This is a genomic window from Streptomyces sp. enrichment culture, from assembly GCF_964272855.1.
Classification (GTDB): Bacteria; Actinomycetota; Actinomycetes; order Streptomycetales; family Streptomycetaceae; genus Streptomyces.
In genome coordinates this window covers 2,506,974-2,527,965 of the sequence record NZ_OZ186847.1, presented here as the reverse complement: position 1 = coordinate 2,527,965, position 20,992 = coordinate 2,506,974, and the positions used below count along the sequence as shown (strand labels likewise).

14 protein-coding genes are annotated in these 20,992 nt (G+C 73.1%); 11 read left to right on the top strand and 3 right to left on the bottom strand.

What is annotated here, in order from left to right; genetic code table 11:
• Window positions 1-2 precede the first annotated feature (2 nt).
• The 8 genes from nusA (at window position 3) to ACSU6L_RS10375 (ending at window position 11,576) form a co-directional block, all read left to right on the top strand.
• Window positions 3-989, top strand: coding sequence for a transcription termination factor NusA (gene nusA, locus ACSU6L_RS10410; protein WP_073941240.1), 987 nt, complete (start codon window positions 3-5; stop codon window positions 987-989).
• A 117-nt stretch (window positions 990-1,106) separates the two neighbouring features.
• Window positions 1,107-1,403, top strand: coding sequence for a YlxR family protein (locus tag ACSU6L_RS10405; protein ID WP_073941241.1), 297 nt, complete (start codon window positions 1,107-1,109; stop codon window positions 1,401-1,403).
• A 150-nt stretch (window positions 1,404-1,553) separates the two neighbouring features.
• Entirely contained in the window at window positions 1,554-4,598 is a 3,045-nt protein-coding gene (gene infB, locus ACSU6L_RS10400) for a translation initiation factor IF-2 (RefSeq protein ID WP_437055745.1), read from the top strand.
• 207 nt (window positions 4,599-4,805) lie between these two features.
• Window positions 4,806-5,099, top strand: a complete 294-nt coding sequence (locus ACSU6L_RS10395; RefSeq protein ID WP_073941243.1) for a DUF503 domain-containing protein — start codon at window positions 4,806-4,808, stop codon at window positions 5,097-5,099.
• Between the two features lie 48 nt (window positions 5,100-5,147).
• Entirely contained in the window at window positions 5,148-5,594 is a 447-nt protein-coding gene (gene rbfA / locus ACSU6L_RS10390; protein ID WP_073941244.1) for a 30S ribosome-binding factor RbfA, read from the top strand.
• Window positions 5,591-6,496 (top strand): tRNA pseudouridine(55) synthase TruB, encoded by a 906-nt coding sequence (truB, locus tag ACSU6L_RS10385; protein ID WP_437055742.1) that lies wholly within the window; start codon window positions 5,591-5,593, stop codon window positions 6,494-6,496. The genes rbfA and truB overlap by 4 nt, the downstream gene beginning before the upstream one ends.
• Window positions 6,497-6,939: 443 nt before the next feature.
• Window positions 6,940-10,419, top strand: coding sequence for a serine protease (locus tag ACSU6L_RS10380; protein ID WP_437064836.1), 3,480 nt, complete (start codon window positions 6,940-6,942; stop codon window positions 10,417-10,419).
• Between the two features lie 203 nt (window positions 10,420-10,622).
• Window positions 10,623-11,576: a bifunctional riboflavin kinase/FAD synthetase gene (locus ACSU6L_RS10375; protein WP_073941246.1), complete on the top strand. Its 954-nt coding sequence runs from the start codon at window positions 10,623-10,625 to the stop codon at window positions 11,574-11,576.
• A gap of 91 nt (window positions 11,577-11,667) precedes the next feature.
• Here the strand turns inward: ACSU6L_RS10375 and ACSU6L_RS10370 are convergent, their stop codons facing one another.
• The 3 genes from ACSU6L_RS10370 to eccE all read right to left on the bottom strand — a co-directional run bounded on the left by ACSU6L_RS10370 (window position 11,668) and on the right by eccE (window position 17,354).
• A complete protein-coding gene (locus ACSU6L_RS10370) occupies window positions 11,668-14,994 on the bottom strand; it encodes an SCO5717 family growth-regulating ATPase (RefSeq protein WP_437055740.1) in 3,327 nt (1,108 codons plus the stop codon).
• A gap of 240 nt (window positions 14,995-15,234) precedes the next feature.
• Window positions 15,235-16,026: a hypothetical protein gene (locus ACSU6L_RS10365; RefSeq protein ID WP_437055738.1), complete on the bottom strand. Its 792-nt coding sequence runs from the start codon at window positions 16,024-16,026 to the stop codon at window positions 15,235-15,237.
• Window positions 16,026-17,354 (bottom strand): type VII secretion protein EccE, encoded by a 1,329-nt coding sequence (gene eccE / locus ACSU6L_RS10360; protein ID WP_437055736.1) that lies wholly within the window; start codon window positions 17,352-17,354, stop codon window positions 16,026-16,028. The genes ACSU6L_RS10365 and eccE overlap by 1 nt, the downstream gene beginning before the upstream one ends.
• A gap of 207 nt (window positions 17,355-17,561) precedes the next feature.
• On the opposite strand from eccE, the gene eccB reads away from it, so the two are divergent.
• Genes eccB through ACSU6L_RS10345 form a run of 3 tightly spaced genes read left to right on the top strand, consistent with a single transcriptional unit; the run spans window position 17,562 to window position 20,988 of the window.
• Window positions 17,562-19,088: a type VII secretion protein EccB gene (gene eccB / locus ACSU6L_RS10355; RefSeq protein WP_073941250.1), complete on the top strand. Its 1,527-nt coding sequence runs from the start codon at window positions 17,562-17,564 to the stop codon at window positions 19,086-19,088.
• Between the two features lie 47 nt (window positions 19,089-19,135).
• On the top strand, window positions 19,136-20,386 hold the full coding sequence (gene mycP, locus ACSU6L_RS10350) for a type VII secretion-associated serine protease mycosin (RefSeq protein WP_437055734.1): 1,251 nt from the start codon (window positions 19,136-19,138) through the stop codon (window positions 20,384-20,386).
• Window positions 20,386-20,988 carry a hypothetical protein gene (locus ACSU6L_RS10345; RefSeq protein WP_437055732.1) on the top strand — a complete coding sequence of 201 codons (603 nt, stop codon included), beginning with the start codon at window positions 20,386-20,388 and terminating at the stop codon, window positions 20,986-20,988. The genes mycP and ACSU6L_RS10345 overlap by 1 nt, the downstream gene beginning before the upstream one ends.
• Window positions 20,989-20,992 lie beyond the last annotated feature (4 nt).

Below are 20,992 nucleotides of genomic sequence, written 5' to 3'. Positions count from 1 at the left end.
CCGTGGACATCGACATGAGTGCCCTGCGGGGCTTGGTACGGGAGAAGGAGATCTCTTTCTCCCTGCTGGTCGAGGCCATCGAATCCGCCCTCCTCATCGCCTACCACCGCACCGAGGGAAGCCGCCGACACGCGCGCGTGGAGCTCAACCGCGAGACCGGTCACGTGACCGTGTGGGCGAAGGAGGACCCGGAGGACCTCGAAGAGGGCCAGGAGCCCCGCGAGTTCGACGACACCCCGTCCGGCTTCGGCCGTATCGCCGCCACCACCGCCAAGCAGGTGATCCTGCAGCGGCTGCGCGACGCCGAGGACGACGCGACGCTCGGCGAGTACGCCGGCCGTGAGGGCGACATCGTCACCGGCGTGGTCCAGCAGGGCCGCGACCCGAAGAACGTGCTCGTGGACATCGGCAAGCTGGAGGCCATCCTGCCGGTGCAGGAGCAGGTGCCCGGCGAGTCCTACCCGCACGGCATGCGGCTCCGCTCGTACGTCGTCCGGGTGGCGAAGGGTGTCCGCGGTCCCTCCGTGACCCTGTCGCGCACGCACCCCAATCTGGTGAAGAAGCTGTTCGCGCTGGAGGTCCCGGAGATCGCCGACGGGTCCGTCGAGATCGCCGCGATCGCCCGTGAGGCCGGTCACCGTACGAAGATCGCCGTCCGGTCCACCCGTTCGGGCCTGAACGCCAAGGGCGCCTGCATCGGCCCCATGGGCGGCCGGGTGCGCAACGTGATGGGCGAGCTGAACGGCGAGAAGATCGACATCGTCGACTGGTCGGACGACCCGGCCGAGATGGTGGCGAACGCGCTCTCCCCGGCCCGGGTGTCGAAGGTCGAGGTCGTGGACATGGCCGCCCGCTCGGCGCGGGTGACGGTGCCGGACTACCAGCTGTCGCTGGCCATCGGCAAGGAGGGGCAGAACGCCCGCCTCGCCGCCCGGCTCACCGGCTGGCGGATCGACATCCGTCCGGACACCGAGCAGACCGCGGACTGAGATCCCGGGGAATAGATCCAAGCCGCGCGGCGCTCAGATCACGACAGGTTGTCGCGCGGCAAGTGTTCGAATCCTGCCCCAAAGGGGTGAGGTGCGTACGGGGAGGTAGACTGAGGAGTGTCTGGCCGGACGCCGGTCCGCGCATGCCCTGAACGCACCTGTGTGGGGTGCCGGGAGCGAGCGGCCAAGACGGAGCTGCTGCGCATCGTGGCGATCGAGGACGAGTGCGTCCCCGATCCTCGCGGTACGCTGCCCGGCCGGGGTGCATATGTACACCCCGCCCTGGTCTGTCTCGACCAGGCGGTACGCCGCCGGGCGTTCACGCGGGCACTGCGCGCCCCGGGAGCGCTCGAAACAATGGCGTTGCGCCAGTACGTCGAGCGGACAACAGTTGCCGAGCAGGCAACACGGTAAGAAAGCGTGCCGCACGGAAAACCCCGTGCGGCTTGGTACCTCGCGAGTCGAAAGCAGGTCGAGATTGCGATGAGCACTCGATGAGTACGCGATGAGTACGCCCATGAACTAGCGACGGTCCGGACGCAACCCGGACCTCAAAGGAGCGAAGTGGCTAAGGTCCGGGTCTACGAACTCGCCAAGGAGTTCGGTGTCGAGAGCAAGGTCGTCATGGCCAAGCTTCAGGAACTCGGTGAATTCGTCCGTTCGGCGTCTTCGACCATCGAAGCGCCGGTTGTACGCAAACTGACTGACGCCTTCCAGGGCGGTGGCAGCGGCAAGTCCGCCGGTAAGCCCGCCCCGCGCAAGGCCGCCCCCAAGCCCGCCGCGCCCTCCCCGGCGCAGGCGGCACGTCCGGTTGCTCCGAAGCCGGCGGCCCCCAAGCCTCCGACGGCCCCGCAGCCCGCGGCCCCGGTGGCCCAGCAGCCCTCGGCGCCCGCGCCGGCCCCCGGCCCGCGTCCGGTGCCGGGTCCGAAGCCCGCGCCGCGTCCGGCGCCGGCCGCCCCGGAGTTCACCGCTCCGCCGTCGGCTCCGGCTCCGTCCGCTGCGCCCAAGCCCGGCGGTCCCCGTCCGGGTGCCCCGAAGCCCGGCGGGCGTCCCGCGCCCGGTCAGGGTCAGCAGGGTGGTCAGCGCCCCGCCGCGCAGGGTGGCCGTCCCGGCTCCCAGGCGCCGCGTCCGGGTGCCCGTCCGGCCGGTCCGCGTCCGGGCAACAACCCGTTCACGTCCGGCGGCAACGCCGGCATGGCGCGCCCGCAGGCGCCCCGTCCGCAGGGCGCCCCGCGTCCCGGCGGCCCCGGTGCCCCCGGCGCCGGTCCCCGTCCGCAGGCCCCCGGCGGCCAGGGCGGCGGTCCGCGTCCGCAGGCTCCGGGCGGCTCCCGTCCGACCCCGGGCTCGATGCCGCGTCCGCAGGGCGGTCCGCGTCCCGGCGGCGGCCCCGCCGGCCCGCGTCCGAACCCCGGCATGATGCCGCAGCGTCCCGCTGCCGGCCCGCGTCCCGGCCCCGGTGGCCGCGGTCCGGGTGGTGCGGGTCGTCCCGGCGGCGGTGCCGGTCGTCCGGGTGGCGGCGGCTTCGCCGGCCGTCCCGGTGGCGGCGGCGGTGCCGGTCGTCCGGGCGGTGGCGGCGGCTTCGCCGGTCGTCCGGGTGCTCCCGGCGGTGGCGGCGGCTTCGGTGGCGGCGGTGGCCGTCCCGGCTTCGGCGGCCGTCCCGGCGGTCCCGGTGGCCGTGGTGGCACGCAGGGTGCCTTCGGTCGCCCGGGTGGTCCCGCGCGTCGCGGCCGCAAGTCGAAGCGGCAGAGGCGCCAGGAGTACGAGGCCATGCAGGCCCCGAGCGTCGGCGGCGTGATGCTGCCGCGCGGCAACGGCGAGACCATCCGTCTCTCCCGCGGCGCGTCGCTCACCGACTTCGCGGAGAAGATCAACGCCAACCCGGCGTCGCTCGTCGCGGTCATGATGAACCTCGGCGAGATGGTCACCGCGACCCAGTCCGTCTCCGACGAGACCCTCCAGCTCCTCGCGGGCGAGATGAACTACGAGGTTCAGATCGTCAGCCCGGAGGAGGAGGACCGCGAGCTGCTCGAGTCCTTCGACATCGAGTTCGGCGAGGACGAGGGCGACGAGGAGGACCTGGTGGTCCGTCCGCCGGTCGTCACCGTCATGGGTCACGTCGACCACGGTAAGACCCGACTGCTCGACGCCATCCGCAAGACGAACGTCATCGCGGGCGAGGCCGGCGGCATCACCCAGCACATCGGTGCCTACCAGGTCTCGACCGAGGTCAACGACGAAGAGCGCAAGATCACCTTCATCGACACCCCGGGTCACGAGGCGTTCACCGCCATGCGTGCGCGTGGTGCGAAGTCGACCGACATCGCGATCCTGGTCGTCGCGGCCAACGACGGCGTCATGCCGCAGACGGTCGAGGCACTCAACCACGCCAAGGCGGCCGATGTCCCGATCGTCGTCGCGGTCAACAAGATCGACGTCGAGGGTGCCGACCCGACCAAGGTGCGCGGTCAGCTGACCGAGTACGGCCTGGTGGCCGAGGAGTACGGCGGCGACACGATGTTCGTCGACATCTCCGCCAAGCAGGGTCTGCACATCGACTCCCTGCTGGAGGCCGTGGTCCTCACCGCGGACGCCTCGCTCGACCTGCGGGCCAACCCGAGCCAGGACGCGCAGGGCATCTCGATCGAGTCCCGCCTCGACCGCGGCCGCGGTGCCGTGGCGACGGTCCTCGTCCAGCGAGGCACGCTGCGGGTCGGCGACACGATGGTCGTGGGCGACGCCTACGGTCGTGTGCGCGCCATGCTCGACGACAACGGCAACAACGTCGCCGAGGCCGGCCCGTCGACGCCGGTTCAGGTCCTGGGCCTGACCAACGTCCCGGGTGCGGGCGACAACTTCCTGGTGGTCGACGAGGACCGTACGGCCCGTCAGATCGCCGAGAAGCGCGCCGCCCGCGAGCGCAACGCGGCCTTCGCCAAGCGCACGCGCCGCGTCTCGCTCGAGGACCTGGACAAGGTCCTGAAGGCCGGCGAGGTCCAGCAGCTGAACCTGATCATCAAGGGCGACGCTTCCGGTTCCGTCGAGGCCCTCGAGTCCTCGCTGCTCCAGCTGGACGTCGGCGAAGAGGTCGACATCCGCGTCCTGCACCGCGGTGTCGGTGCGGTCACGGAGTCCGACATCGACCTGGCGATGGGCTCCGACGCCATCGTGATCGGCTTCAACGTCCGCGCGGCCGGCCGCGCGGCGCAGATGGCCGAGCGCGAGGGCGTGGACGTCCGGTACTACTCGGTCATCTACCAGGCGATCGAGGAGATCGAGGCGGCCCTCAAGGGCATGCTCAAGCCGGAGTACGAGGAGGTCGAGCTCGGTACGGCGGAGATCCGCGAGGTCTTCAAGTCGTCCAAGCTGGGCAACATCGCCGGTGTGCTCATCCGCTCGGGCGAGGTCAAGCGCAACACCAAGGCGCGCCTCATCCGCGACGGCAAGGTGGTCGCGGAGAACCTCAACATCGAGGGTCTGCGTCGCTTCAAGGACGACGTCACCGAGATCCGCGAAGGCTACGAGGGTGGTATCAACCTCGGAAACTTCAACGACATCAAGGTCGACGACGTCATCGCGACGTACGAGATGCGCGAGAAGCCGCGCGCGTAAGGCCTAGTGCCTGACAGTGGCCGACGGGAGATTTCTCCCGTCGGCCACTGTCCGTGCCCGAAGGGGCGCGGGGAACCGCGCGAGCCGGGGCGCAGCCCCCGGCGAAACCCGGTCGAGCCGGAGGCGGCCGCGCGGTACCGTTCTTGATGTCCCTGCCCGAACGGCAGGGCCATCGATCCCGTACCGGCGGGTGAACCGGTTACATACATGTATGTGGGGACGCTGTCCTTCGACCTCCTCCTCGGTGACGTACGGTCACTGAAGGAGAAGCGCTCCGTCGTCCGCCCGATCGTCGCCGAACTCCAGCGGAAGTACGCGGTGAGCGCGGCCGAGGTGGACCACATGGATCTGCACCGGCGGGCCGTCATCGGCCTCGCCATGGTGTCCGGCGACGCGGGGCACCTGACCGACGTACTGGACCGGTGCGAACGGCTGGTCGCCGGCCGTCCCGAGGTGGAGCTGCTGTCGGTACGCCGGCGCTTCCACGGCGAAGACGACTGACGACCCCAGCCCGAGAACGTAAGAAGAGAAAGAACGGGAGACGGACCAGTGGCCGACAACGCGCGGGCTAAGAGGCTGGCGGACCTCATCCGAGAGGTGGTGGCCCAGAAGCTGCAGCGCGGGATCAAGGACCCGCGGCTCGGCTCGCACGTCACCATCACGGACACCCGGGTGACGGGCGATCTGCGGGAGGCGACCGTCTTCTACACCGTGTACGGGGACGAGGAGGAGCGGAAGGCCGCCGCGGCCGGTCTGGAGAGCGCCAAGGGCATCCTGCGCTCCGAGGTCGGCAGGGCGGCCGGGGTGAAGTTCACCCCGACGCTCACCTTCGTCGCCGACGCCCTCCCGGACACCGCCCGGACCATCGAGGACCTGCTCGACAAGGCGCGCGCCTCCGATGCGAAGGTGCGCGAGTCCGCCTCCGGCGCCCAGTACGCCGGTGAGGCGGACCCCTACCGCAAGCCGGGCGAGGACGAGGACGACATCGCCGAATGAACCGCAAGCCCACCCCGCCCGACGGCCTGGTCATCGTCGACAAGCCGTCGGGCTTCACTTCGCACGACGTCGTCGCCAAGATGCGCGGCATCGCGAAGACCCGGCGCGTCGGACACGCCGGAACCCTCGACCCCATGGCGACGGGCGTCCTCGTCCTCGGCGTGGAGCGGGCCACCAAGCTCCTCGGGCATCTCGCCCTGACCGAGAAGGAGTACCTGGGCACCATCCGCCTGGGCCAGACCACGGTCACGGACGACGCCGAGGGCGAGATCACCGCCACCACCGACGCCTCCAAGGTCACCCGCGACGCCATCGACACCGGCATCGCCAAGCTGACCGGCGACATCATGCAGGTGCCGTCCAAGGTCAGCGCCATCAAGATCAACGGCGTGCGCTCCTACAAGCGGGCCCGCGAGGGCGAGGACTTCGACATCCCGGCCCGCCCGGTGACCGTGTCGTCCTTCGCGGTGTACGACGTCCGGGACGCCGTCGCCGACGACGGCACGCCCGTGCTCGACCTGGTGGTGTCGGTGGTCTGCTCCTCCGGCACCTACATCCGCGCCCTGGCCCGTGACCTGGGCGCCGACCTCGGCGTCGGCGGCCACCTCACGGCGCTGCGCCGGACGCGGGTCGGGCCGTACAAGCTGGACTCCGCCAAGACGCTGGACCAGCTCCAGCAGGAGTTGACGGTGATGCCGATCGCCGAGGCCGCCACGGCCGCGTTCCCCCGCTGGGACGTGGACGCCAAGCGGGCGCGGCTGCTCACCAACGGTGTCCGGCTGGAGATGCCCGACGAGTACGCGGGCGCCGGCGCGGTGGCCGTCTTCGACCCCGAGGGCCGCTTCCTGGCACTGGTCGAGGAGCAGCGGGGCAAGGCGAAGAGCCTCGCCGTCTTCGGCTGACCGCACCGGGCGGGCGGGCTGCCCGTGGAGCGGCGGCGGTCACGGGGTGTGGCACGGCCGCCGCTCCACGGTCCCCCCTCGGTTCCCCCACCCCTAGGGTGTATCCACTGGTCCCCATAGGTTCACCCGCCCGGGCAGGCGCTCGGAGTGAACCGGGGGAGCGGAAGGGGGCGCGTTCACCTCGCGATCTGTCCCGCTGATCACCACGCCCCTACCGTCGGACGCAAAGCACGCGTACGGCGGGAGGTTCGACCATGGCGGCACGGGGCCGGCGGGGCGGACCGGATCCGAGACCGGATCTCAGGCCCGATCCGAACCTGGATCCGAACCCGGATCCGAGGCCGGATCGGGGTCCGGATCCGAGGCCGGATCGGGGTCCGGATCCGAGCTCGCATCCGAGGGAAGACCACGCTTACGCGGCGCGCGACGACCACGGATCCGTGGTGCGCACGGCCGCCGCCCCACCGCCTCCGCCTCCCGCCTGGGACCACGCCCTGGTCCGTGTCCACGACCTCGCCGGGCGTCTGCGCGGCATCGGGATCGCGGCCGACCACCACGGCACGCTGCTCACCAGCCACGAAGCCGTCGACGGCCTGCCCCGGCTCGTCCTGCGCACCGCCGACCGGACGCGCGGACGCGTGGTGACCGCCGACGCGGTGACCCCGCTGCCCGATAGGGGCCTGGCACTCGTACGCGCCGAGGGACTGGGCGTGGACCCGCTCCCGCTCACCGTGCGGGAACGGATCGACACCGGCACCTACGTCCGCGTCGCCGCCGGCTGCTGGCGCGAGGCACGGGTGCTCGGCGCCACCGGCGTCACCTACACCTCGACCGGCCGCCACCACCAGCTCGAGGACGCCCTGGAACTGGCCATCGGCACCGCGGGCCGGGACGCGCTGCGGCTGGGCGGCGGCGCCGCCGGGGGACCGGTCGTGGAGACCGGCACCGGGGCCGTCGTCGCCCTCGTCGGCACGGCACTGAGGTCCGGCGACCGCGAGGCCGGCTTCGCCGTGCCTCTGCGCCCCGCCACCGACGGCCCACTGGCCGACCTGCTGGCCCGCAACGCGGCCACCGTCCCCGCGTACGGCGCCGATCTGAACCTCGCGGGGGTCCTGGAGCTGACCGCCACCTCCGTCGGGCAGGACGGCCCGCCCGGGGCACTGGACGTCGGCACGTCCGGGACCGGGGCGGCGCGGCCGGAATGGGCCGAGCCGGTCGAACGGGCTGCTGCCGCCGCCGAGTTCGCCGCTTTCGCCCACGGCCCGGCCGCGGTGCTCGCCCTCGTCGGAGCGCCGGGCAGCGGCCGTACGACGGAACTCGCGGCGCTCGCCGCCCGCCGCCACCGCGCCACGGCACCGGCGCCCACGCTGTGGCTGCGCGGCGCCGACCTGCGCGACGACGACACCTCGGTCGCCGACGCCGCCCGGCGCGCCCTGGAGCGCGCCGCCCGCATCGTCGCCGCGTCCGGCCCCTCCACGCCCGCCGCCCCGGTCGACGCCGACCCCGAACGCCTCGCCCGGGTCGCCCGCACGGCGGGCCGCCCCCTGCTGCTGCTTCTCGACGGGCCCGAGGAGATGCCGCCCGCCCTCGCCGACCGGCTCCCCGCCTGGACCGAGGGCACGGTGGCCTGGCTGCGCGAGACGGGGGCGCGGCTGGTGGTGGCCTGCCGCCCGGAGTACTGGGAGACGGCGGGCGCCGCGTTCCCGGCGGAGATGCTGCACGCCCCCACGGCCGGCGAGCCCGGCGAGTCGCCTCCGGACGGACTGCCGCCCTGCCTGCCCCTCGATGACCTCACCCCCGCCGAGGCCAGGGAGGCCCGCGCCCGCCACGGCATCCCCGACACCGCCCTCGCCGACCCCGACGCCCGCCACCCCCTCACCCTCCGCCTGCTCGCCGAGATCCGCGCCGCCGTCCCCGACGCGGCCGCCGGCGCACCGCTCGACCGCAACGACGTCTTCGCCGCCCACCTGGACCTGATGTGCCTGCGCGTCGCCGTCCGGCTGGCCGCCGAGAACGGCCTGCGCGGCACCGCCGTACGGCGCCTCGCGGCCCGGGTCTGCGGCCAGGTCCACGAGGCCGCCCGTCGCAGCCTCGGACCCGGCCAGGGTGAACTGGACCGCCCGTCGTTCGAGGCGGTCTTCCCCTGGGGACCCGCCCCCGCACGGCTCGGCGGCGGCACCGGCTGGGCCTCCGCCGTCCTCACCGAAGGGCTGCTCGTCCCCTCGGGCGACGGCTACCGCTTCGCCCACGAGGAATTCGCCGACTGGATCCAGGGCATGCACCTCGACCTCGACGAGGCCCTGCACGCCCTGGTGCACCGCCCCCGCGCGACCGGCCACGCCCACCCCCCGCCCGTCCCGCACCACCGCATCGGCCCGGTCGTGCAGTCCCTCCTCTGCGTCGCCCGCCAGCAGGGCACCGACCGGCTCGCCCGCCATCTGAAGGAGCTGGCGCACGCCCTGGACGCCGACCCGCGCTCCTGGTGGGCCGCCCGCCTGCTCGCCGAGGTGCTGCGACGCGTCCCCGACGCCACCCCGTACCTCGCCGTGCTGCGCCCGCTCGCCGACAGCGTCGTCGACTGGCACCGCCTGCACCGCCCCGTGCCGGGCGAGTTCGGGCCCGGCTTCTGGACCGCCCTGCGGCTGCCCGACGCCGAACGCCTCGACCTGCTGCGCCAGCTCGTCCTCGCCGACCCCGCCCCGCACCAGGCCCCGGCCCCGCGCCACCTGGACGCCGTGGCCCGCCTCCTCACGGCCGCCCCCACCGCCGTACAGCCCCACCTCACCCGCTGGTTCGACGACGAGCGTCCGCTGCCCGCGACCCCGCACGCCACCGTGGCCGCGGCGGCGCAGGCGCTTCTCCACACCCACCGGCACCGGTCGCTCGACGACCTCACCGAAGTCCTGGCCGACTGCGGGCACCCCCGTGCCGACGAACTCCTCGCCGTCCTCGCCGAGGAGGAGCCGTCGGCCGTCTGCCGGGCCGTGGACCGCTGGGCGCACGACGAGCGGCCCGCGCGGCGGGCGGCCGCCATCACGTACGGGCTGTGCGTCGCCCCACACCTGCGCGGCGACGCCGACGGCGAGCTGCTGCGCTACGCGGCCCTCGCCCTGCTCGCCCGCCCCGACGACCACGCCCTGCACGGCGGCGCGCTCGCGCTCCTCGTCCGGGACCCCCGCACCCGCGCCCACCACCTGCCCCGCGCCCTCGACCACTTCGTGGCCGCAGACCCCCAGCTCCCGCCGAGCGCCCTCGCGACCGCTCTGACCACCCATCCCGAGCCGGTCCTCGACGCCTTCCGCGCCCGGCTGCGCCGCCAGGAGGACATCGGCGAGGTCCTGCGCACGCTCGCCGACGTCACCGTCCCCGACCTGGCCCTGCGGATCGCCGCCCTGGTCCGTGAGGCCGTGGGCCTGCGCCGGGACCTCGCCGAACCCGTCGCCGCGTACGCCCACCGCCGCCTGGACCACGGGCCCGACGCCCGCGTCGCACTGTTCCCGCTGCTCACCGGCCTGCTGGACGGCGGCCCCACCGCCGTGCGCGTCGCCCTCGCCGCCGTACTGGCCGAGCCCGGCACCCCCGCATCCCGCCCCCTCCGCCGAGAGCTGCGCGCCTTCCTGCTGTCCCGCGAGCAGGAGCCCGAAGTCCTGGAGGCGCTGCTGGAGGCGACCGTCCGGCACGCCTCCGACGAACCGGACGAGCTGCGTGGCACGGTCCGCGACCTCGGCCTCCGCCTCGTCCGCACTCCCGCCGGGGCTACCCGGTTCGACCGGAGCCTGGTCGACCTGGGCCGTGAGGTGCCCGGCTTCGCCGCGCGGATGGCGGGCTGGCTGGCCGACGCACCCGGCGACTGGGCCGCCGTCGTGGGTCCCAGCACCCGCCGGATGCTGGAGAATCTGGCGGGCGCGCGGGTGCCCGCGTGACCGCCGGCCGCGGTTCACCGGGTGCTCGCGGGCCGCTCGCCGGGGTCGTGGCGGGCGTTCGCCGGGGTCGTGGCGGGCCTTCGCCGGGTGCGACGGGTCACAGCTCCCATGCCGATGCGGGCGGCGAGCACCCGGCATGGCACCCTTAGACCTGCATAAGAGGCATCCGTAAGAGTCAGACACGGGTTCGAGGAGCGGTCACAGTGCAGCGCTGGCGTGGCTTGGAGGACATCCCCCAGGACTGGGGGCGCAGCGTCGTCACCATCGGCTCCTACGACGGAGTCCACCGCGGACACCAGCTGATCATCCGGCACGCCGTGGAACGCGCCCGCGACCTGGGCGTCCCCGCCGTCGTCGTCACCTTCGACCCGCACCCCAGCGAGGTCGTCCGCCCTGGCAGCCACCCGCCGCTGCTCGCCCCGCACCACCGCCGCTGCGAGCTGATGGCGGAGCTGGGCGTCGACGCGGTGCTCGTGCTGCCCTTCACCGCCGAGTTCTCGAAGCTGTCCGCGGCCGACTTCGTCGTCAAGGTCCTGGTCGACAAGCTGCACGCCAAGGCGGTCGTCGAGGGCCCCAACTTCCGCTTCGGCCACCGGGCGGCGGGCAACGTCGAGTTCCTCGCCGAGCAGGGCAAGATCTACGACTTCGAGGTCGAGGTCGTCGACCTGTACGTCACCGGTGAGGCGGGCGGCGGCGAGCCGTTCTCCTCCACGCTCACCCGGCGCCTCGTCGCCGAGGGCGACGTGGCCGGCGCCGCCGAGATCCTCGGCCGGCCGCACCGCGTGGAGGGCGTCGTCGTGCGCGGCGCCCAGCGCGGGCGCGAGCTCGGCTTCCCGACGGCCAACGTCGAGACGCTGCCGCACACCGCGATCCCCGCCGACGGCGTCTACGCCGGCTGGCTGCACGCCCAGGGCGAGGCCATGCCGGCCGCCATCTCCGTCGGCACCAACCCGCAGTTCGACGGCACCGAGCGCACGGTGGAGGCGTACGCCATCGACCGCGTGGGCCTCGATCTGTACGGCCTCCACGTCGCCGTCGACTTCCTCGCCTTCGTCCGCGGCCAGGCGAAGTTCGAGACGCTGGACGCACTGCTCGAGCAGATGGCACAGGATGTGCGGCGGTGCCGGGAGTTGGTGGCGGAGCAGGGCGCGGAGTAGTTCCTTCTGGTTCCTCCTCGTTCCTCCTCGTACGACGTGAAGGCGGCCGGTGCCTTGGGGCACCGGCCGCCTTCGTCATGGTCGGGGGCTGTTACTGCTGCGGGGCTTCCGGCTGATCGGGCTGTCCGGGCTGACCGGGCTGGCCCGGCTGGCCCTGCTGGGGGTAGCCGTAGCCGGGCTGCTGGGGGTACGGCTGCTGTCCGGGCTGTCCGGGCTGGGCGGCGTGCGGCGGGTAGGGCTGCTGGCCGGGCTGGGCGTAGGGCTGGGGCTGACCCGGGTGGACGGGCTGCTGGCCCGGGTGGCCAGGGTGGCCCGGCTGGGCGTAGGGCTGGCCCTGGGCGTACGGCTGCTGGTCGGGCTGCGGGTATGCGCCGGGCTGGCCGGGGATCTGCTGTCCCCGGATCGGCTGACCGGGGACGGGCTGGCCCGGCATCGGCTGGCTGGGGAAGGGCTGGCCGGGGATCTGCTGTCCGGGCATGGGCTGCCCCGGCATCGGCTGTCCCGGCATCGGCTGGCCGGGCATCTGCTGGCCCGGCATCGGCGGGGCCGCGACCGGCGGCGGGTTGCCGTCGTTGGTCCACAGGCCGTGTGCCTGCTGGTGGCGGGTGAAGTCCTCGGCGACCATGGCCGCGAGATTGAAGTACGCCTCCCGCACCTTCGGCCGCATCATGTCGAGGTCGACCTCCGCACCGGCGGCCAGATGCTCGTCGAACGGGACGACGATGACGCCCCGGCAACGCGTCTCGAAGTGCGTGACGATGTCCTCGACCTTGATCATCTTGCCGGTCTCGCGGACACCGGAGATGACGGTGATCGAACGGGACACCAGGTCCGCGTACCCGTGCGCGGACAGCCAGTCGAGCGTCGTGCTCGCACTGCTGGCACCGTCCACCGACGGGGTGGAGATGATGATGAGCTGGTCGGCGAGGTCCAGCACACCGCGCATGGCGCTGTAGAGCAGACCGGTGCCCGAGTCGGTGAGGATGACCGGGTACTGCCGCCCCAGCACGTCGATCGCGCGCCGGTAGTCCTCGTCGTTGAAGGTCGTGGAGACGGCCGGGTCGACGTCGTTGGCGATGATCTCCAGGCCCGAGGGTGCCTGCGAGGTGAACCGCCGGATGTCCATGTACGAGTTGAGGTACGGGATCGCCTGGACGAGGTCACGGATGGTGGCCCCGGTCTCACGGCGCACCCGCCGCCCGAGCGTACCGGCGTCCGGGTTGGCGTCGATCGCGAGGATCTTGTCCTGCCGCTCGGTGGCGAGCGTGGAGCCGAGCGCGGTGGTCGTGGTCGTCTTGCCCACACCGCCCTTGAGGCTGATGACGGCGATGCGGTAGCAGGACAGCACCGGCGTGCGGATCAGCTCCAGCTTCCGCAGCCGCTCGGCTTCCTCCTTCTTCCCGCCCAGCTTGAACCGGCCACCGGCCGCGGGACGGCTGCTCTTCGCCTTCTGCTTCCTGCTGTTGAGCAGCCGGTCGGAGGACAGCTCCACGGCCGCGGTGTAACCGAGCGGCGCGGCACCGGGGTTGGTGGGCTGCCGCTGGTCGTGCTGCAGGGGCTGCGGCCACGCGGCGCCCGCGCGGGGGTCGACCGGGGGCTGGGCGTACGGGGGTTGCGCCTGGGGCTGGGGCTGCTCGGCGGGCGGTTGCTGGCCCGGCTGTACGTGCTGCCCCTGCTGTGCGTGCTGTGCGTGCTGGTCCTGGGGGGCCTGCGCGGGCTGCGGCTCTGCGGGGTGACCGGGCTGGCCGGGCTGGCCGGGCACCTGGGGCGCCTCGGGTGCCTGCGGCTGCTGCGGCGCAGCCTGCGGGGGCACGCCGGGCTGGCCCTGCTGGGCGGGCGGCTGCGGGAAGCCGTAACCGCCGGGCTGGGGGAAGCCGTAACCAGCCTGGGCGGTCGGGGCGGCAGGGGCGGGGGCCGGAGTGCCGGGTCCTTCGGGCGTGGGCTGCGGGAAGCCGTAACCCCCCTGGGCCTGGGGCACGCCGGGCTGCGGGAAGCCGTAGCCGGGCTGCGCCGGGGGCATGGGCGCGGCGGGCGGCTGGTGCCAGGCAGCGGGCGCGGGCTGCGGGGCCTGCGGCTGGAAGGGGGGCTGCTGCACGGGCACGTACGGCTGGCCCGGCGCCCCGCCCTGCTGCTCGGGCTGCGGTTGCGGCTGCGCCGGCCACTGGGCGGCCGGGGCCGGAGCGGCGGGCTGGTACGCCGGCGGCAGGGGCGGCACGCCCTGCGCCGCCGGCGGGGGAGTCCAGGCGGCGGGGGCGGCCTGCGGGTCCTGGGGAGCCTGCGCGAACGGCTGGGGCTGCGGGGCCTGCTGGGCCGGCGGGGCCTGCTGCTGGGCCGGGTCGGAGGGCACAGGCTCGGCAGGAGCGGCCGCCTGGGGCTCGGCGGTGTCCGCCGCCTCGGCCTCGGGCTCTTCGGCGACGGGCTCGGCACCCTCCGGGGCGGCGGCCGGGGCCTCCTCGGAACCGGCCTCCTCGGATCCAGCCTCGTCCGGCTCGGCCGCCGAGGCCTCGGCACCGGCGTCCGCGTCCGTCTCAGCGTCCGTACCCTCGACGGTGCCGTCGGACTCCGCCGCCGGAGCTTCCGCGTCCGTGTCAGTGCCCTCGGCGCCGTCGTCCTCGCTGTCGACGGCGGCGGACTCACCTGCGACAGCAGCAGGTTCACCTGCGACGGCAGCGGATTCACTTGCGACGGCAGCGGATTCACCCTCGTGGGCAGGCGTCTCACCGGCGACGGCAGGGCCCTCACCGACCACCGCAGCGGGTTCACCGGCCGTCCCCTGCTGCGCGGCCGCCGCGGCCGCGGCCTCCGCCTCGGCTGCCGCCGCCCGCTCCTCGATCTCCCGCTTCAGCGCGGCCGCGGAGAAGCGCATGGTGGCGCCGCTCTCCAGATCGCCGTTCCCGGGACCGTCCTGCCCCGAACTCACCGGCGCTGCAACGGGAGTCGGCTGCGCGGGTGCCTCCGGCTGTGGCGGCACCGGCTGCTGGGGCTCGAACCCACTGCCCTCGGGCAGCCTGGGCACGGCCATCGGGTTCCCGACGGGCGGCGCGGGCGGGGGCGTGGTGAACGGAGCGTTCACAGCCGGCTGAGCCGACGGGTCGAACGCGGGCTGATTCGTGGGCGCGACGGGCGGAGCGGACGGAACGGACGGAGCAACCGGAGCCGGTGGCACGGGAGGAACGGGCTGCGCGGGCTGTACGGGCTGCGCGGGAATCGCGGCCCCCGAACCCCCGGGAATCCCGGCCCCCGAACCCCCCGGAATCCCCGCCCCGTTCGAGCTTCCCGACGCGTTCTGCGTGTACCAGGCAGGCGGCGCGTAGTCGATGGTGAACTCGCCGGTCGTCTCGATGGCCGTCTCCGCGTCGGGCTGGTCATCGCCGGGCGTCGCCCAGCCCCCGCGCATCCCGTCCCGATCGCTGCTCACAGTTCCTCCTGGTGTGGTCGAGCACCCTCATAGCGTGCTGAGGCGACCATTGGTGTCGTACGAGTCAGTGGGCTGTCCCCCTGGGTCACCCGAGTCACCCCCGGATCGCGCGTCACCCTGTTGGGTCCTCGCTTCGTGCCCCGCCCCAGCCTAATCAAGAAAGGGGCGGACACGGCAGGCGCGTCCGGCCCTCCGATGTGCGTCCGACACAAAGTCGGCGGAACCTCCGCCGGTTCGCGGTCAGTCCATCCGGCGGGCCACGCCCAGCAGACCGATCTCGGCGTCCGTGGGCTGCGTCATCACGTACTGCCGGTCACCGTCGGTGCACCACAGGGTCACCCCGTCGGCGAGGGTCGGCAGCGGTTCGTACTCGGCGCGGGGCAGGCCGATCACCCGGCCGATCTCGGCCGCCTCGTCGGGCGACACCCGCTGCACTCCGATGAGCCGCGCCTGACGCATCAACCGGGGTGCCACCGGGCTGAGATAGGGCAGCAGGGTGAGCACCGACTGCCAGGGCGCCGACACCACGCGTCCGCGCGGCGGCCGCATACCGCAGTCCCGGATCACCAGGACCGGACTGCCCGCCGAGGCGCCGAGCGGAGGCACCCGGCCCACGTCGTGCACGGTCATCCCGGACTGGCCGCCGCCCACCGCCTGCACGACCTGCGCCCAGTGCTGGGCGCGGCCGGTCTCTACGGCGACGCGCGCGCCCGTCGCCGCGGCGCGCAGCGCGAGCACCTGGGCCGTCCACAGACCGCCGATCAGCAGCACGTCGTACGGCGTGGGGCGGTTAACCCCGAGCACGGCGGGCTGGCCCTCGGCGGTGACGCCGACGACGACGCCGTCGTCACCGATGGGCAGCGACAGCGCGTCGAGCTGGTCGACCGGCAGCGTGTGCCGCGGATGCCGGGGCCCGAGCAGCCCGAAGCCGGTGCGCAGCCGCTCCGCGAGACTGCGGGATGGCGCGCCCTGATCCGGAGCCGGGGCCGCGGGGGAGTTGGCGGGCGAGGTCGGTGTCGTCATGGCGGCCATCAGCGGGCACCTCCGAGCGGCAGGGTGGCCAGGACTCCGGGCAGTTGCTCCCGGTCGAGGCGGGCGAGTCCGGTCCGCGCCTGCCGCGCCACGCGTTCCAACTCGCGGCGGGACGCGGCCAGTTCGGTGCTGCTGCGCCCGGTGACCCGCACATGCCCGGTGAGGGACACCTCCTGCTGTCCGCCCCGGGCCAGCGTCAGGCTCAGCGTCGTCGCCAGCGCGGGCACCGCGGTCAACTGAGCGACCAGCTGCGGCAGACCGGTGCCGGAGCCGCCGAGGGAGGGCCAGCGGCGCACCCAGTACGTGGTGTGTCTGCGGTTGTCGCAGCGCCAGCTGCGACTGGTCTCCTCGGTCCGCCGCCGGGGCGCCTCGCTCTGCCCGGCCTGGGCGGTCACCATCGGGTTGGCGCAGGCGGAGGTGGCGATGGCGGCGGTCACCTCCTCCTCGGTGAGCACGCTCACCCGGAACCCGGCGCCCGTCAGCCGGCTCGCCAGATGCTCCGCCGACCGCACCAGGCTCTTCTGCGCCCCGACGAGCCCGCCGCCGCGGGCGGCCACCGCCTCCGGGCACAGCTCGGGGTCCAGCTTCAGCGCGATCCACATGATGCGGACGGCCGGGGAGGCGGTCTGCGCCTGGAGCTGTGTGTAGTTGGTCACGACGACCGACTGCTGGGGCAGGTGCGGCGCGGGCGCTGGCTGGGTGTGCACCACGATCTGTGCGGATTCCAGGTGGATTCCGTCGACGTCCAGTGCGTCCCGGACCAGGGCGAGGGGGAGCGGGCGGCGGCCGCGCTCCGCGCGCAGCGCCCCGAAGTCCGCCTCCACCTGGAGGACCGCGGTGAGGAAGCCGCCGTCGCCGACCATGCCGACGGGCCGCTGGTCACGGTCGTTGCCGCGGCTGTAGCTGTAGGTGCGCAGGCTCGGGTCGCACTCGACGGCGGGGGCCAGCCCGGAGTCGGTGCCCGGCGGCACCGGGGTGTTCGCGGCCTTGCGGCGGCGGGAGCGCAGGGCCTGCACGCCGGCCAGCCACTCGGGCAGGGAGCGCCCCCGGCGCCGTACCAGCGCGAGCACCACCAGGATCACGGCCACGACGGCGGCCGGGATCAGCGCGTACGTCCCGATCACCCAGCCGCAGACGACGAGCGCAGCCGCCAGTTCGAGCAGCACCAGCCGCTGCACGGCGAACGAGCCTCCGCGCCCCGAACGTGCTCTCAGATGCGGTGTGACGGAGCCCGATGCCGCGGCACCGCCGCGGGACGCCGCCGGACCGGCGCTGCCCGATCGTGACCTCGATTGCGATCGCGACCGGGTCCGCCGTGCGGAAGCCATCACTCCAAAACCCCCGAATCTCTACCGAAAACCCTTGTCCACACGCTCCTGCGAGTCCTGAGCGCCCTACCCATGACACACGCACGGCCACGCAACAGGCATAGTAGGGGCCGGGTCTGACAACCGAGGCACCAGAGGCAACCACGGGCGGGCGACGGTGACCATCACCGTCCCCAGGGCTCCGCAACGGGGAGAGAGCGGACACAGATGGCATCACGCCGCGATGAACTCAACGCCTACACCTTCGCGAAGCGTCGCACACTCGCTTCGTTCCTGCGGCCGTCGCCGTCGGGTTCGGAGGAGGGCGCGCCGAAGCCGCTGAGCGCGGTATGGCCCGGTGTGGTCGTAGGCGTGGTGATCCTGGCGGTGTTCGGCGCCATCGGCCTGTTCAGTCCCACCGCCCCGAGGGGCTGGGACACCCCGAACGAACACGTCATCGTCGCCAGCGACTCGACGACGCGTTATGTCGTCCTGGAGACGAAGGGCAAGAAGCAGCTGCACCCGGTGCTCAACATGGCCTCCGCGAAACTGCTGCTGAAGCCCGACAAGAACAGCATCATCACGGTCGACGAGAAGGTCCTCGACAGCGGCAAGCCCCCGCACGGCGCCACCATCGGCATCCCGTACGCCCCCGACCGGCTGCCCTCCACCGGCGAGGCGGAGGCCGCCAAGCGCTGGGCGGTCTGCGAACGCCCCAGCGACGGCGGCCGGGCCATCCAGAAGGCAGCGTTCGTCCTCGCCGAGAAGGAGTGGGGCAAGACGGAGGGCCGCAACAAGCTCTCCGGCGGCGACCTGATGTACGTCGTCGGCCCGGACGGCGAGACCCAGTACGTCGTCGACTCCCGCGGCTGGGCATACCCGCTCGCCGACCCCGAGGACAAGGAACTCCTCAAGGCCCTCGACACCCAGGGCCGCGCCCCGCAGCGCGTCTCCCAGAACTGGCTGGACACCCTGCACAAGGGCGATCCCCTGACGATCCCCTCGATCGACGGCACGCCCGGCGCCGAGGCCGGCGCCTCCGACAGCCTCGGGAAGTACGACAAGGTCGGCATGGTCATCAAGGCCTACGACGGCACGCGCATGCAGTACTACGTCGTGCTCCCCGGCGAGGTCGCCCGGATCAGCGAGTTCACCGCCACCCTCCTGCTGAACAGCGGCAAGCTCGTCGCCGTCGGCCAGACCGGTGAGGCGCAGCAGGTCAGCCCCGGCGCGGTGGTCGACAGCACCACCTTCCGCGGCGAGAAGAAGTGGCCGACGTACAAGCCGAAGACCGTCAACAACGGCACCAGCGCCACCACCGGCCGCAACACGGTCTGCAACGTCCTGCGCTCGGTCGACGCGAAGAACGGCACGACCACCCTGTCCACCTGGGTCGGCACCGACTTCCCCGCGCAGCTGCCCACCGGCTCCTCCAGCGCGTACGTCACCGCCGGCTCCGGACAGCTCTACCGCCAGTTCCAGGGCACCGAGACCAAGGCGGGCAGCGTCTTCCTGGTCACCGACACCGGCCTGCGGTACGCCCTGCAGTCCAACAGCGACAGCGCCACCGAGGACAAGGGCATCGGCACCTCCAAGGAGCAGCGCGAGCAGGCGCTGACCGAGGCCAAGATCGCCCAGACCCGGCTCGGTTACGAGAAGGTCGATCCGACCCCCGTCCCCGTGGCCTGGTCGAGATTCCTGCCCACGGGCCCCCGCCTGTCCGAGGCGGCGGCGCGGCAGCCGCAGGGCTCGTAGCCGCGGACGTCCGGTAGGAGAGCGAACCGATGCTGAAAGCAGGCGACATGAGGCCCAGGAGCCGCTCGCTGGTGGCGACGCTGCTCGCCACGACGGCCCTCACCGCGACGACCCAGCTCGCCCTCCCGGCCCCCGAGGCCCGGGCGGACGACAGCGGCCAGTGCACCTTCCCCTCGAAGAAGTACGAGGGCCGCCCCTGGTCGCTGCAGCGCGTCAACCTCGACGAGCTGTGGGCGCAGACCAAGGGCGAAGGCGTCCAGGTCGCCGTGATCGACACGGGCGTCGACGTCAAGAACCCCCAACTCACCAAGGCCGTCGACGCGTCCAAGGGCAGGAACTTCCTCCCCAAGAAGAACAAGAAAGGCGAGGAGATCGACCGCGGCAACGCGAGCGGCACGACGGACACCGTCGGCCACGGCACCCGCGTGGCCGGCATCATCGCCGCCCGCCCCGTCAAGGGAACCGGCTTCGTGGGCCTGGCCCCCGAGGCCACGATCATCCCGATCAAGCAGAACGACGCGGAGGGCAACGGCACGGCGTTGACCCTGGCCGACTCCATCCGCCACGCCGTGGACGTGGGCGCGGACGTCATCAACATCTCCCAGGACACGGCCAACGCCGTCAGACCGGACGAGAAACTGGAACAGGCGGTGAACTACGCCCTCGGCAAGCAGGTGGTCGTCGTCGCCTCGGCCGGCAACGACGGACTCGGCGGCAACGTCAAGGTCACCTACCCCGCGTCGTACAAGGGCGTCCTCGCCGTGGCCTCCTCGGACCGCAACAACGAGCGTGCCCCCTTCTCCCAGTCCGGCACGTTCGTGGGCGTGGCCGCACCCGGCGTCGACATGATCTCCACCGTCCCCGGCAACGGCCACTGCTCCGACAACGGCACCAGCTTCTCCGCCCCCTACGTCGCCGGAGTCGCCGCCCTGCTGAAGGCCAAGTACCCCAAGTGGACCGCCCAGCAGATCGTCGCCCAGATCGAACAGACCGCGGAACGCACCATCCCCGGCCATGACATCCTCGTCGGCTGGGGCGTGGTCGACCCGGTGAAGGCCCTCACCGACGTCGACCCGGCCAACCCCGTCGAGTCCCCCAGCCCCGAGCAGAACCTGGTCGGCGCCGAGGCCCCCTCGGTGGCCCCCGTCCACTTCGGCGAGACACCGGAGGAACGCAACACCCGCCTCGGCACGTACGTCGTGGTCGGCGGCCTCGTCCTGGTCGCGGGGCTCAGCGGGACGGCGGTGGCGGTACGGGACGCGCGGCGCCGGCGGCGAGGCCTCGGGGGCCCGGCGTGATGACAGGGCTCTCCGTCATCTCCTTCGTCCTGGCGGCCCTGCTGATCCTCATGGCCTGCGTGAAGGCGCAGCGGGTGCGGTCCTGGCGCGAGTCCCTGAACCCGTCCGCGCCGGAGGTCCCGGACGCGGCGTTCGTCGCCGCCCGCATCGCACTGATCGGTGCCGCGATCGGCTGCGTCGTCGTCGGGGTCCGGGGGCTCGGCGTCGAGGACGGCTCGAAGTGGAGCGACGACGAGTTGAAGAGCGCGGTGGAGCAGGCCGCGGATGAGCTCGACGGGTTCCTGTACCGGGTCGACGAGTCGGGCGAACCCGTCGTCTACTTCCACGACTACGAAACGCTCATCGAGAGCGAGGTCGTCGAGAACGGCGGGGGCGACGCCCCGCAGGACGGCGTGGACGCCGCACCGATGTCCGGTAATTCGGACACCGATGCCTACTTCACGGTCTCCGGCAACGGCGCGGACGCCGAATTCTGCACCCACATCAAGCGCGTGCGCTCGAAGGAGGACGACTACACGCCGCCGGGCATCACGGGAGGCGAGGGGACGTACACCGAACTCGGCTACCGGCTCGCTGTCACGATGCGGGAGGGGGCGTGCTGATCGC